The sequence below is a fragment of the Leptolyngbya sp. DQ-M1 genome (assembly GCF_039962505.1).
GTDB lineage: Bacteria > Cyanobacteriota > Cyanobacteriia > Leptolyngbyales > Leptolyngbyaceae > Leptolyngbya.
The window spans coordinates 247,112-260,196 of sequence record NZ_JAMPLJ010000005.1 but is presented as its reverse complement, the minus strand read 5'-3'; the positions used below and the strand labels follow the sequence as shown (position 1 = coordinate 260,196).

General features: G+C 47.6%; 12 protein-coding genes and 1 tRNA gene. 3 read left to right on the top strand and 10 right to left on the bottom strand.

Features of this window, described 5'->3' with window-relative positions:
- Window positions 1-8: 8 nt before the first annotated feature.
- A complete protein-coding gene (locus NC981_RS17680) occupies window positions 9-812 on the bottom strand; it encodes a hypothetical protein (RefSeq protein ID WP_348244152.1) in 804 nt (267 codons plus the stop codon).
- An 82-nt stretch (window positions 813-894) separates the two neighbouring features.
- On the opposite strand from NC981_RS17680, the gene NC981_RS17675 reads away from it, so the two are divergent.
- Window positions 895-1,083: a hypothetical protein gene (locus NC981_RS17675; RefSeq protein ID WP_348244151.1), complete on the top strand. Its 189-nt coding sequence runs from the start codon at window positions 895-897 to the stop codon at window positions 1,081-1,083.
- Here NC981_RS17675 and NC981_RS17670 read toward each other — a convergent pair.
- The 7 genes from NC981_RS17670 to NC981_RS17640 form a co-directional block, all read right to left on the bottom strand.
- Complete coding sequence (locus NC981_RS17670; RefSeq protein ID WP_348244150.1) at window positions 1,080-2,777, bottom strand: bifunctional diguanylate cyclase/phosphodiesterase; 1,698 nt, start codon at window positions 2,775-2,777, stop codon at window positions 1,080-1,082. The two genes, NC981_RS17675 and NC981_RS17670, sit on opposite strands and share 4 nt — an antisense overlap.
- Window positions 2,778-3,481: 704 nt before the next feature.
- Window positions 3,482-3,898 (bottom strand): hypothetical protein, encoded by a 417-nt coding sequence (locus NC981_RS17665; protein WP_348244149.1) that lies wholly within the window; start codon window positions 3,896-3,898, stop codon window positions 3,482-3,484.
- A 252-nt stretch (window positions 3,899-4,150) separates the two neighbouring features.
- Window positions 4,151-4,223: transfer RNA gene (locus NC981_RS17660), tRNA-Met, on the bottom strand.
- 110 nt (window positions 4,224-4,333) lie between these two features.
- The gene (locus NC981_RS17655) at window positions 4,334-6,109 is read right to left on the bottom strand and encodes a peptidoglycan DD-metalloendopeptidase family protein (RefSeq protein ID WP_348244148.1); all 1,776 of its coding nucleotides are present in this window, start codon (window positions 6,107-6,109) and stop codon (window positions 4,334-4,336) included.
- Between the two features lie 796 nt (window positions 6,110-6,905).
- Window positions 6,906-7,367: a tRNA (cytidine(34)-2'-O)-methyltransferase gene (locus NC981_RS17650; RefSeq protein WP_190379394.1), complete on the bottom strand. Its 462-nt coding sequence runs from the start codon at window positions 7,365-7,367 to the stop codon at window positions 6,906-6,908.
- Window positions 7,368-7,918: 551 nt separating this feature from the next.
- On the bottom strand, window positions 7,919-8,800 hold the full coding sequence (locus tag NC981_RS17645; RefSeq protein ID WP_348244147.1) for a tetratricopeptide repeat protein: 882 nt from the start codon (window positions 8,798-8,800) through the stop codon (window positions 7,919-7,921).
- A gap of 166 nt (window positions 8,801-8,966) precedes the next feature.
- Complete coding sequence (locus NC981_RS17640) at window positions 8,967-9,278, bottom strand: hypothetical protein (RefSeq protein WP_348244146.1); 312 nt, start codon at window positions 9,276-9,278, stop codon at window positions 8,967-8,969.
- A 274-nt stretch (window positions 9,279-9,552) separates the two neighbouring features.
- Between NC981_RS17640 and pyrR the strand changes: the two genes are divergently transcribed.
- Window positions 9,553-10,089, top strand: a complete 537-nt coding sequence (pyrR, locus tag NC981_RS17635; protein ID WP_190379509.1) for a bifunctional pyr operon transcriptional regulator/uracil phosphoribosyltransferase PyrR — start codon at window positions 9,553-9,555, stop codon at window positions 10,087-10,089.
- A gap of 36 nt (window positions 10,090-10,125) precedes the next feature.
- Entirely contained in the window at window positions 10,126-11,154 is a 1,029-nt protein-coding gene (gene fni, locus NC981_RS17630) for a type 2 isopentenyl-diphosphate Delta-isomerase (protein ID WP_348244145.1), read from the top strand.
- A 49-nt stretch (window positions 11,155-11,203) separates the two neighbouring features.
- On the opposite strand, the gene NC981_RS17625 is transcribed toward fni, so the two are convergent.
- Window positions 11,204-12,415 (bottom strand): inorganic phosphate transporter, encoded by a 1,212-nt coding sequence (locus NC981_RS17625; RefSeq protein WP_348244144.1) that lies wholly within the window; start codon window positions 12,413-12,415, stop codon window positions 11,204-11,206.
- The gene (locus tag NC981_RS17620; RefSeq protein ID WP_348244143.1) at window positions 12,412-13,041 is read right to left on the bottom strand and encodes a phosphorylase; all 630 of its coding nucleotides are present in this window, start codon (window positions 13,039-13,041) and stop codon (window positions 12,412-12,414) included. The genes NC981_RS17625 and NC981_RS17620 overlap by 4 nt, the downstream gene beginning before the upstream one ends.
- Window positions 13,042-13,085: the final 44 nt, after the last annotated feature.

Sequence of the window (13,085 nt, the reverse complement as noted above, 5' to 3'; positions counted from 1 at the left end):
TAGGGGGTTTATGGCGCTAATGGTCGATCGGGTCTTTGCATTGCCAAGTCGAACGCTTTCTGATGTACATCATCAGAAATCCAATAGTGGTAGATGTTGCAGTGAACTTGATACGAGTGCCCCATCTGTTGCGCTGCTAATTCAACGGGGATTCCAAATCCGATCGTTCTAACTGCCCAACAATGCCGCAGATTGTACGGTTTGCTGAATCCGTACCGAGCGAAAGCTTTCGTAACGCGATTCCCCAAGGCTGAATTGTCTTTTCCCGTCACTGCTGGGAGCTTCACATCCCACAGTCGCCACTTATCCCACCATTCCGGGAAAACTGCCCAGACGCGCCTAGAGCCTGTTTTTCCGCCGCCGTTGTTGTCATCAATTAGGCTCAACACTGGCGATTGTTTCAGCCGTTCTAAGTCGATATGAAATAGCTCATGATTCCTTAGTCCGTAGGTTGCCATGATTCCAAACGCCCAACCCCAAGACTCGTTTTTAGCATTGATGCGATCGCGCCACTCGCTAATCTCTTTGTCAGTTGGCAAGTCTCTCGGAGTCAATCTCTTGGGGCTGTAATCGCCTCTGAGTGAGGTTGCATTGAGGTCTATCACCCCAGCAAATTTAGCAAGCGCCTCATAAGCAATACAGTACTTTTGTCGATTGCGCGTGTCTGGCTCGGTTTCGAGAATCACCTGTCGCAGCAGTTCAGCCGTCAATGGCTTCTCATGTGGCAGTCTGGTAAACGGTTGCAGATAGTTTGATTTCCAAGTCGTTTCAGATTTGGGGGGGTTGCACGATGTGGTGATTGGATTGTTCATCAACCGCTATGAATTTGGTCGGGCTGTGTGATCGTTCATCCACAGGTCTAGAACATGACCGAAACAGACGACGAGCAGAAAAATGTCGATTACTGAACACGAAACTACGATCGCTTTCGACTACGAGCAAAAACAGGTAAGAATCTTCACCACTCGATCGGGAGTCGTAAACCAAATTCAGAAGCGATCGAGCAATCAAGCGATCGTTCAAGGTTCTAACCGCCCGTTGCCTCATTCAAGTTGGAAATTATGCACAACCCAGTCAAGCTAGACGGTCTGGAGCTGCTGAGACTTGTTTTTGAGCATTTCGGTGATCATCGGTGCGGGTGCAGGGCAACTAAAGTAGAACCCTTGTCCTTCATGGCACCCCCGGCTTTGCAGATAATCTAGCTGTTCTTGTGTTTCTATGCCTTCGGCTGTAACAGTCAGTCGTAAGCTTTGGGAAAGAGCAATGATGGCATCAGTTACGGCTGCACTATCAGGATTGGACATAATATCCTGCACGAAGGAGCGATCAATTTTCAGCATGTTCACCGGGAATCGCTTCAAGTAACTCAAGGAAGAATAGCCTGTGCCAAAGTCATCGAGAGCCAGCACAATGCCCAAGTCTCGCAATTGTTCTAGGAGCTTAACCGACTGCTGAATATCGACCATCAATGCGCTTTCAGTCACTTCCAATTCTAGATAAGGCGCTGCCAATTCGGTTTCCTCCAAAATCTGTTTGACGATGTCCACTAGATTCGGTTGCTCAAGCTGTCGAGCTGATAAGTTCACCGATATCCGCACCGGGTGGAGTCCAGCCAGTTGCCAAGCCCGGTTCTGAGCACACGCTGTTCGCAGCACCCATTCGCCCAGGGACTGAATCAAATCATTGGACTCAGCGATGGGAATAAACTTTGCTGGAGAAACTAACCCTCGTGTGGGATGCTGCCAACGGACTAATGCTTCCAGCGCAATGACTTGCTGAGTCTGCAGATCGATTAAGGGTTGGTAGTAAACTTGCATTTCACCACGCTCAATTGCCCCATATAATTCGTTTTCTAACGCTAGTCGTTCCTGCAACTGAGCCGAAATTTCTGGGGAGTAGAATTGGTATTGCCCTCGTCCCTGCTGCTGAGCGGTATGCAGCGCCATATGAGCTTGTTGTAAAAATTGCTCAGCATCATAAGCAGCGTCACTGTTGATGCTGATTCCAACACTAGCGGTGAGGTGAATGAGATGACTTTCGATGGGAAAGGGCTTCATCAGCGTACTCAGCAGCAATTGCGAGAGATGAATGACGCTCTCAAATGAGGAGATGTCTAATAAGGCAATGGCAAATTCATCGTCATTCAAGTGAGCCAGAATATGGGGCTGAGTGATGCAGGAGATTAAACGCTGAGCGACCGCTCTCAATAGCACTCTTGAGGTTTCAGGGTTCCAAGCATGGCTCATCTCCATAAAATCATCAATGCCCACCACGAGCACCGCAATCAGTTGCGGGTTGTTCTGAACTTGGGTTTGAGCAAAGCGATCACAGAATAAATTGCGATTGGGCAAGCCAGTCAGGTCATCATAGTGACTGATGTAGTGAATCAACTCATCCAACTGATGCAGCGTTTTTGAGGTATTCGCCATTAATGTGCCTACCTCGTCACGAAATTCTATGGGCAGTTTCGGTAACGTTTGCGTGTTCAGATAGTCCTGCAAGGTAGCAGAAGTCAAAATGACTGGCGTGAGGAGGTGGTGTAGCGCATAAAGTGTAGCTCCCGTTCCCGCTAGAGTTGCCACTAATGCGATGGAAAGAACTCGCACTATGACTTCCCAAGTATAGGCATTTGAGAGCAAAAAACTAAGCAGTAAGGATAACAGGGGGATATGAGTTCCGAGAAAGGCAATTAATATAATTTTGGCAACGTAGCTTTTATTAACGAGGCTGAAACGGGACAGAAACGAATACAGGTGGAGATTGTGGGAAAGGGTCATTGATCTGGGCGGAGAAAGTAAGGAACAAACAAGAGCTAAATTATTCTCATAGATAACTTCTTTCTTTATGCATTATGACAACCAACGCATAAAGAAAAAGAATGAATTGCAACAAATGAAGACCGGTCTTAATAGTCCAAAGTTGACCTACTGCAGCAGCAAGCATTCATGGCAGAACGGGCTACGCCTGGATCGCCATCGGAGCGTTGCCTTCGGCTAAGCCACGCTTTCCGAGGGGTAGGGAATTTCAACGACATAGACACAGCAGAGAGATAGCATCATGTGTCCATTTTGTATTGCATCAATGAATTAGGCAGTTACGACTACTACAGTCGAAGGGCTTCGCTTTCTGAGCGCAACCCGCCGTTAGGCGATACGATGTGGGTGTTCAATCGCTGCCAGAGGTGAGTAGCGGGAAAGAAATGATGTCTTCCATGCTCGTAATCCTTTTCCGGTCGGTGGAATTGTCGTCACGGGTCAAGCGGCCAGGATTTAATCTCTCCGTCTTTATCAAGCTTAAATAAAGCCCAAGCGCGAAATATAAGCGAATGCGAAATACAAGCCGTCTGTACAGTGCCAAGAGCAACCAGGCCGCGATCGCGCCTATGACGATCGCGGGTTCAGAGTTCATTAAAAATCAATTCCTTCCATCGCCACTGGGGATAAGGAACAGGTTTAGCGTTCCGAAATTGAGTGCGATCGCTTTAGAGTTCGTCTAACGATCGCTTTAGTTCTTCTAACTCTGCATCAATAGCAGCGACTGAGGGGGAATGAGTCTTAATCAAGTTCTGCGAAGCGCCAAAACTTACCTTTGTTGCTTCCAATTCTGAATCGTCAACACCAGCAGATTTAGAATCAACAGTTCCACCAAGATCAAGAATTGCTTGCTCTAATGTTGCCAGAGAGCGCTTCAGGCTTGAAATCGTAGTTTCATACTCTTGCCGCAATGCGCCACTCATTGATTTTTTAGCCGTAGTCTCTAAATCCACTATTTGACGACGAAGTGAATCCGCCTGCTGTTCTAATTCTCTAGCCTGCGAGTTCACATCATGGCTTGACTGAGATCGACGGCTATTCACCTCAGCCCGCGCAATTCGGCTAATGCGATCGAATATTCCCATACCAAGTCACCTCCAATTTGGGCTTCGACTCTAGCGTGTGTGAGAACCGGAGTATAAGCGTCCTAGTTAAATAAATCAGTTCTCACACACAGAAAAAACGGCGGTATAAGTTTCGGTATTCATAGCTTTCTATGGGTATTTCACCCTGTTAAAAGTTGTGAATACGCTCTAGATATCGCGTCCACGCTATTCGGTTTATGGGAGTTTTAGGGGTAATCTGGGGCTTTGACTTTCCCCAACCTCTAAAATTTATGGCTCAGGCGAGATTTGAACTTGCGACCTTGGGCTTATGAGTCCCCTGCTCTAACCACTGAGCTACTGAGCCTTACAAAGTTATATTACCACAACTAGAAACGTGAATAAAGCGATCGCACCAGAAAATAAAATAGGGAAGGCTAATTAGCCTTCCCTATTCACAACTGTCACGGTTGCGTCTTAGCTGCGAGACTGGGGCAGTAATGCAACCGGATTTACGGCTCCTCGACCCGGTAAATGCACCTCAAAATGTGAGTGTGGGCCTGTGCTAAAGCCTGTACTGCCCATCTCAGCAATTTGCTGACCCTGGCGAACTTGCTGACCAACGCGGACAAGAATCCGGTTGTTATGAGCGTAGAGCGTAACGCTACCATCTGCATGTTCGACTTCAACCAGGTTGCCATAGCCGCCATCATTCCAACCGGCAGTAATCACTTTACCGGAGGCTGCTGCGACGATCGGAGTACCAACCGGAGCCGCAATATCAATTCCCTTGTGCATCCGTCCCCAACGCCAACCGTAGGGAGAACTCAGCACACCTTTAGCGGGCCACATATAGCCCTTAAAGCGATCGCCCGGCATATACGCATCCGATCGACCTAATGGGGGAAGATTGGGTGAAACCGTCTTTCCGACAGGAGAGCGCAGAATAGGGGTGTAGGATTCTGATCCCAGCGGTGCAGTTGCCACAACTTGAGACTTTGGCTTGGGTGCATCTGCTAACATGCGCTCCAGCCGAGTCTGACCCAAAGACGCTGCACCACCCTGGCTAGCAGATTTGAATTGCGGATTGACTCGACGAGACGAAGCACCAGCATTAGAAGCTTTAGGAGCCTCACGTTTGGCTTCCCGAGATTGATAACGTTCCCGCAGTCGCGAAATTTCAGACATCAGAGTATTGACATACTGGTCATCATTTCGCCGAACATCAACGGCTTGTATTTCTGGGGAGTGGCTCCGCGATGGAGTCAGGGCAACTTGACGAGCAGCACCACCCACTGCCAACGGAACGCTGGGATTGATCGGATTTTGAGCCGAGGCAAGACTCGGAACTGTCGGCACTTGAACCTGCGACACGCTGGGAGCTTGGGATTCAGCTACAGTAGCAGGCTGTGCCTGTGCCATTTTCTGAGGCACTTTAATAAATTGGTTTGCCTGGACGAAATTGGGGTTGGTGAGTTGGTTCAGATTAGCCAGATCGCGAGCCGAAATGCCGTGTGCTTGTGCGATCGAAGAAAGGGTTTCACCCGGATTCACTCGGTACGTGACCACACTAGGATTCGTCGATTGCGGTAGGGTCGCTACGACTTTCGAGCTAGATTCAGACTTAGAAGGCTCCTCAGACTTTAACTCCGCCAGACTCTGCTTCAATCGATCGCGGTTCTGCTTCAATTCTGCAAGTGCAGTTTGCTTGCGCTTAACAACCGTTGAGGAAACGCCTTGAGAAGCGTTTGCTTGCGGTGGAATGACTGGAACAGCCTTAAGGTCGGGCATGGACTGAATTGGCGTTGCCCGGAGCGCTGTTTGATTTGCAGCAGGAACCTGCAAAGTTTGACCGACCGACAGAACAGCAGTGGTTTGCAGCCCATTCAGGTTTGCCAGCTTCGCGACTTCAATGCCATAAAGCTCTGCAATTTTCCACAGCGTTTGTCCCTCTTGAACGGTATGAGTCACTGTGGCAGCACCAGCAGGTTCAGACACCCTGGGTGCATCCGCCGAGGTAGCAGTGCTGGGAGTCAAGTCGGATGTCGCAGGTTCAGTGGGGGTTGCAGCTTCTGCTTGACGCGGAGCGGCTAAACCATAAGCGCCGACTGAGAAAGCGAGACCAAGCATGGCAGCAGAGGTACGAACGGTTCGATTGACCTCTGGGGTCTGCCGGGGGTGTCCTTCAGTCGTCTCGGAGCCGAGTACGCTGAAAGGAACCGAGTTTAAGTCTTGCGGAACTGCTCGTTTCAAAAAAACGACCTCCTAAAGTGTGCAGCATTTAACTGTCATCGAGTCCGAAACTTGTTGCCAGTTACTCGATTGAGTTATGTTCGGACAATTTAACAAACGTTCACTGATGATCCCCAAGCAAGAGTACCCTAATTCACGATTTTTGGAAAATCTGTTTTGCTCAGCGATTGTTTGTGTATCCGAGAAAAATCGATAGCAGATTGTTTGAGCAACTGTCAACTCGCCACGGTCGGGCTGTTGGGCTAAATTCCAGTCTCCATATGCCTGAAGCGGATTTTGAGAAATCCGAAATATCAGGGGATTTGGAGTGAAGCTTAGTCGATTGATCAGCATCTTAACGAAGTTGTCTGGGTAATCTTGAGCGGAATGATCTGACTGAAATCTTTTAGAACAAATTCAAGATTTTAGTCAAGGTATCTCTTGTTCATATCTGATGACAAGAAATTAATGTAAACCATACCATTGCTCAACCGTAATTTCATGTAAATGTCTTAGATTTGATTTTTTTAGCTTGATGATTAGAATCGTTAAAATTTCGCACTATTGCTGTCTCTGAGCGACTTGTGGCCTTGTGATTGTTAAATCTAGGTGATAGGAAAATGGCAAAATTACGTGGGCAAAATATGTTTTTTATCATATAAATTTCTTATCTAAAAATGCGTATTTGGTGATCAAGATAACTAATTTATCCGCATAAATTTGTATTGCACTTAGTTTGAAGTCATTAGGTAATCGATAAATGATCGCAAAAAAAGCCGCGATCGCGGCTTTTTTCGACACATCAATATATAGATATTTAGGTTAGATATCCAAGTTGGCGGCGAGCTTCAAATAGCCCAATTGCGGCGCTGACGGAGAGGTTGAAGCCACGAACACCAGGTTGGCTGATGGGAATATAAGCCAATATCGGGCAAGCTTGCATCACTTCGTCAGGAAGTCCGTTGGTTTCGCTGCCGAACAGTAGCCAGTCATCATCGCGGTACTCGATTTGAGTGTAATTCTGAGTCGCTTTGGCGCTAAAGCCAATCCAGCGCCCACCCTGACTCTGCGAGCAGGCTTGGAAGTCTGCGATCGAGGTGTGAACAGTCAACGAGACGTATTTCCAGTAGTCGAGGCCAGCGCGTTTGAGATAGCGATCGCTGATTTCAAAGCCAAGGGGTGCTACAAGATGCAGATCGGTTTGAGTTGCAGCGCAAGTGCGAGCGATATTCCCTGTGTTTGGAGGAATTTGAGGATGAACGAGAACAACTTTTGGCATGGATCAGGCAGTAGAAAGTAAGTTGTGAGAAAGTAAGTTGTGGCGGCAATATAACTTTGAAGGAAAGTTTGAGCATCTCCGTTCTATACAATTTTTTAATGCACCGTGAAGCAAGCGAAAGTATTAAATATTTTAATTAAAACCAAGTATCTGTCTAAAGTCAGATGAAGTGGCTTATTTTGTCAATGAAGTTTGATGCTTCTGTAGCAAAGTTGATAGAAACTATTGCTTAATTCTCATATGCCCAGCAAGAATCTGGCTCATTTATGGTCATAAACGAGCCGCTTGGAGCACCAATCAGGGCAATGCGGAATTTCTAGTGTTCAGGATTTTTAATAAGCTGAGCAGCCTAATTAATTTTAAGACTGCTGCTCTACCCTCACCTCGACTTTCTGCTGTGGAAAGGGAGCCTAAAATCCGTTTTCTCTTGTTCATTGGGAAGAAAAGAGGTTAGGGGATGAGGATCTTTAATGTTGTTGCGCTTATTTATTCAAAAATACGAAAAGCCAGGATTTCTCTAAATCCTGGCTTTTTCGCGGGATGTGATGAAACTAATTTTTAGGAGCAGGACTTGCTGGGGTCACTCCGGTTGGAGGAGTAGTTGGACTCACTGCATTGGGCGGGGCAGGTTGAGTTGTACTTAGACGGGTAATCTGATCTTTAAACTGAGCAGGTGCAAGGGAAGCTGCTTTATCGAATAGAGGTTTTGCTTCGTCGTTCTTGCCTTGCTCTTTCAGAACTAGCGCTTTATAAAGAACAGGCTGAAAATCATTGGCGTTCGTTTTGGCAGCTTCGTCAAAGGTAGCAAGAGCATCGTCATATCGTTTCTGAGAAGCAAATACTTTTCCTAGCAGAACCTGTACGGCTGTACTATCAACGCTGTTTGCCTGAGTTTTATTTGCGGTCGGCGCTTGCTTAATGGTGTCTTGTAGGAGTCCGATCGCAGCTTCAGGGCGCTGCTGCTTGATTAAGAGATCAGAGAGACCTGCGAGGGCGTTGAGATCGCCAGGTTTAGATTGAAGAATTGATCGATAAGCCTGGGCTGCTCCTTCTGGGTCGTTCAACTGCTGTTTTGCCTGAGCTAGTAGAACGGAATATTCGGTCATATTTGGATTAAGCTTTGCGAGTTTCTCCAGTGGAGAAACAACTCCTTTAACATCGTTTAGCTGTAATCGAGCTTCGACCAGTCCGCGCAGAGCTGTTGCATTATCGGGTTCGCGCTTGAGGACTTCTTCATAGCCTCTAGCTTGTGCTTCGATATCCGCTTTCTGGGGAGTCGCCGTTTGAGAAGGATTTGGACTCGGTTTATTCGCTTGGGGATTGTTGCTGAATGCAGAGGTAATCAAAGGCAACATTGTGACACCCAATAAGCCGACGGTTGCCACAATTAGAACGAGATTCAGCAGCCAACGATTTTTCCGTAGTTCGGTCACAAGATTACCTCACAATTTTTCGCAACGTTGAATGGCTAAGACAGAAGTTAGCAGATTCAACGATAGCGCAAAGTTGTGAAAAGGGAGCGGAAAGAAGTAGAGAGTAGGGAGTGGGGATGAAATCAGCAGGGCTGCGCTATTCTCCCCTGGCTCCCCGCTTTGTGAATCAGGCTTGAGCGGTTCGGGGTGGAGCGGTTGGTGAATTGCTGGGCATCGATCGGGCTTCTTTGACAGAATCGATTTCTGTAATTTCGATGTGATTTAACAGGGTGGTGACAAAGGCGAAAAGTAAAAAAGGCAGTGATAAAACAAGAATGAGTCCGACGGTGGCAAGAGCGTAAACTGGACGACTTGCACCCATCATTGCCATTGCTGCGGCAAGAGAGATGAAAATCACAATTAGCCAGACAATAATCTGACCGTAAATATCGCCGAATGAAAGCGTACAACTTAAGCGATACCGCTGCATATTATTCATAGTTTCCGATGCAAAACGATTAAAGCGATTCTCTAAACGTAGCGCCAACATAGGGATCGCGCTGGATTCTTCCAGTTTTCGCAACCTTTTTTAATTTTCTTTTACAGTCGTTCAACCCTGTCAAAGAAAAACAGCGCAGGATTGATAAATATCCTCACTCGGTAGGTAGAGGTATGATCAACCCCCTGAACAAGCGGGAGCAAATAAAGAATTGGCGCAGGGTGGATCAAATTCCTTGTACGCTAACGCTATACCCTGTAGAAACGATCGCGCCATGCCGCTGGAACGAATTGAAATTTTGTCTGCTGAAGAGTTACGCCGAACGGTAAATCGCCTTGCATCGCAAATTGTTGAACGATCGGGTGATTTATCAAAGTTGGTTTTGCTTGGAATCTATACGCGGGGAGTTCCCCTGGCAAAAACAATCGCGGATCAAATCAATGCGCTAGAAAACATTGAGGTTTTATTGGGCGCGATCGATATTACGTTTTACCGCGACGATCTTGATACGATCGGAGTTCGCACCCCTGCTAAAACTGAGATTTCGTTTGATTTGACCGGGAAAACAGTGGTGCTGATCGATGATGTCATTTATAAAGGGCGAACGATTCGGGCGGCTTTGGATGCAGTGAATGATTATGGGCGACCGGAAGTGATTCGGTTGGCAGTGTTAATCGATCGCGGACATCGAGAAGTGCCGATTCATCCAGACTACATTGGTAAACAGCTCCCAACCGCAAAAGAGGAGATGATTAAGGTGTATCTGCAAGATATCGACGGGCGGGATGGAGTCGAGCTTGTGAAAGGATAAGAAAATACTGGGCTGAATAATTTTATGAATGGAGCGATGGAAACTCAGAATCGCAAAGCGGATCATCTGAGAGTGTGTCTAGAAGATGATGTGCAATTTCAACAAACGACGACGGGACTTGAGAACTATCATTTTGAACATTGTTGTTTACCGGAACTCGATCGCGCAGAGATTGAGATTGCTACAACTTTTTTAGGAAAATCGCTCAGCGCTCCGATTCTCATCTCTTCGATGACAGGCGGAACTGACTTGGCGAAAACGATTAATCATCGTTTAGCCGCGATCGCTCAAGAGTATCGCTTTGCAATGGGAGTCGGATCGCAAAGGGTGGCGATCGAAGATCCTAGTGTTTCTGATTCGTTTACATTGAGAGCGATCGCGCCAGATGCGTTGCTGTTTGCGAATTTAGGTGCGGTTCAGCTCAACTACACCTATGGCATTGAGCAATGTTTACGGGCGGTTGAGCTACTCGAAGCCGATGCGCTGATTTTGCACCTCAATCCACTGCAAGAAGCGGTACAAACGCGGGGCGATACGAATTTTCGGGGTCTGCTCGATCAGATTGCTCAGTTGTGCGATCGACTCCCCGTTCCGGTGATTGCGAAAGAAGTGGGCAATGGGATCTCGAAATCGATGGCAGAGAAACTGATTGCAGCGGGTGTGGCTGCGATCGATGTTGCGGGTGCGGGTGGGACTTCTTGGGCAAAGGTCGAAAGTGGACGCGCTCAAGATCCGAAGCAGCGTCGATTGGGAATGACGTTTGCAGATTGGGGAATTCCAACTGCTGATTGTATTACGCAGGTTCGACAGGTTTCTCCGACGATTCCGTTGATTGCTTCTGGTGGATTGCGAAACGGATTGGATATCGCCAAAACGATCGCGCTTGGCGCAGATCTGGCGGGTTTAGCGTTGCCGTTTTTGCAGGCGGCGAACGAGTCGGAAGAAGCGCTGCACTTATTAGTGGATATTTTGAAAGCGGAGATTACGACCGTATTGTTTTGTACAGGCACGAAAGATCTAAAGGAATTGAGACAATCGGGGGTGTTGCAGAAACGATCGTTCTAAGGATTTGGTAGCAACGCGATTCACCGTGTTGCTACGATCACGGATGTATTCAAGCCACAAAGATCGATCGCAAAATCAAAAACAGAATCCCGCTCAAGATTGCCGAAACTGGAATTGTGATCAGCCAGGTGAGAACGATCGACCGAATCGTCTGGAATTGAATTGATTTCAAGCCTTGCACCAGTCCTACGCCGACTACACCGCCAACCAGCGCATGAGAAGTCGAAACGGGTAAACCAAACCGAGACGCAACCAAAATTGTGGTTGCGGTCGCGAGTTCGGCACAGAGTCCGCCGCTAGGCTGGAGTGAAATGATGCCTTCCCCGATCGTTGAAATTACCCGCTTACCCAAAACCGCTAAGCCTGCCACAATCCCTACTCCGCCTAAAACCAGCGTCCAGAGTGGAATTTGAAAGTCGGCTGTCGGAACGCTGCCCGATTGCAGCACAGAAACGATCGCAGCAAAGGGTGCGATCGCGTTTCCGACATCATTCGAGCCGTGAGCAAACGCCACAAAACACGCGCTCACAACCTGAAATCTTCCAATCGTAGATTCTACCGTTTGCAGATTTTGTAATGCTGAGAGCGATAAAGCGCTAATTGAGATTGCACTTAGAACTAAAGCAATATTTTGAATAGGTAAATTAATCAGACTTTGAATCGGTTGCGCGATCTCTGGAAACACAATCACACCAAAAACTCCAATCAATACGGCACTGATCCAGGGAATCCATTCTTGTAATTGTGCGATCGCATTCGGCTGATCAAGAATCCACCGCTTGATCACACTGTAGAATGCTGCTGCAATCAGACTGCTGACCACCGGAGTAATGATCCAGGTGATTGAAATGATTCCGATCGTATTCCAATTGACGGCATCTAGCCCGAATGCTAAAGAACCCACTCCCGCGACCGCGCCAACGGTGGCATGAGACGACGACACCGGAAAGCCAAACAGCGTCGCCACATTCATCCAAACTCCCGCCGCAATAAGAACCGCAATCATGCCGATGAGTAAAATCTGCGGCGTAAATTGCTTAGGGTCAAGAACGCCTGTAATCAGGGTTTGAGAAACATTGCTGCCGAATAAAACCGCACCTGTAAACTCTAAGATTCCAGCAATAATCAAGGCTTGCTTTAGTGTGACTGCTTTTGAGCCGACGGAAGTTCCCATCGAATTTGCGACATCATTCGCGCCCAAATTCCACGCGAGATAAAACGCGAGACCGCTAGAGAGAACTAATATCAGTTGAGCGTTCATGAACAAGGTAGCTCCGCTGCAAGTTGGCGCAATTTTCGCAATCCGGTCAGCGATCCTCGAATTAACCGACCTGCGGCGATCGGTCTTCGAATCATCGCTTTCGCCATCAGAACCGCTTGAATCTTACCGTTAGCATCAATCACACCGCTGAGATCCGGTAAATCTCCCCGGAGATCATCGCTCACAACCCGCAGCATCGCCACCGGACACTGAGACAAAACCGGGAATCCTTCCATATCGACGACTTCTGCACCATAAGTTTTGCCTAAATCGCGCTTTTCGCTCGCCGAACAAATCACGCGATCGCTGGTGAATCCCAAAACCGGGGAAATCTGAAACTGGGCTTGAAGTCGTTGAGTAAAAGCGCGATCGCACGCTTTTACCTGTCCTGAATCGTTCACACAGGCACGATACAGCGCGATCGTGCCCACGTCAAAGTGAGGCGATAAACTGCCGCACAGTCCCATCAGTAGGATTTCAGCGGCATCAAAAGTGCGATCAATCCGCCGCACAGCGGCTTCACCTGCTGAAATAGGTATTACTTCTGGTGGATTTATCCTCGACCGAACGCCCTGATAAACGGCTTGATATTCTGCACCTTGAGGGACGAGAATGACGGAGACCATTGAAAGAATGAAGTTTTATAAAGTAATCTCGCTCTAAGGAGACA

Bases quoted from the DNA above. Each gene is read 5' to 3' on its own strand.
- NC981_RS17640 (WP_348244146.1), bottom strand. From the start codon at position 9,278: ATGAATAATATGCAGCGGTATCGCTTAAGTTGTACGCTTTCATTCGGC.
- NC981_RS17680 (WP_348244152.1), bottom strand. From the start codon at position 812: ATGAACAATCCAATCACCACATCGTGCAACCCCCCCAAATCTGAAACG.
- fni (WP_348244145.1), top strand. From the start codon at position 10,126: ATGGAAACTCAGAATCGCAAAGCGGATCATCTGAGAGTGTGTCTAGAA.
- NC981_RS17675 (WP_348244151.1), top strand. From the start codon at position 895: ATGTCGATTACTGAACACGAAACTACGATCGCTTTCGACTACGAGCAA.
- NC981_RS17650 (WP_190379394.1), bottom strand. From the start codon at position 7,367: ATGCCAAAAGTTGTTCTCGTTCATCCTCAAATTCCTCCAAACACAGGG.
- NC981_RS17665 (WP_348244149.1), bottom strand. From the start codon at position 3,898: ATGGGAATATTCGATCGCATTAGCCGAATTGCGCGGGCTGAGGTGAAT.
- pyrR (WP_190379509.1), top strand. From the start codon at position 9,553: ATGCCGCTGGAACGAATTGAAATTTTGTCTGCTGAAGAGTTACGCCGA.
- NC981_RS17620 (WP_348244143.1), bottom strand. From the start codon at position 13,041: ATGGTCTCCGTCATTCTCGTCCCTCAAGGTGCAGAATATCAAGCCGTT.
- NC981_RS17670 (WP_348244150.1), bottom strand. From the start codon at position 2,777: ATGACCCTTTCCCACAATCTCCACCTGTATTCGTTTCTGTCCCGTTTC.
- NC981_RS17625 (WP_348244144.1), bottom strand. From the start codon at position 12,415: ATGAACGCTCAACTGATATTAGTTCTCTCTAGCGGTCTCGCGTTTTAT.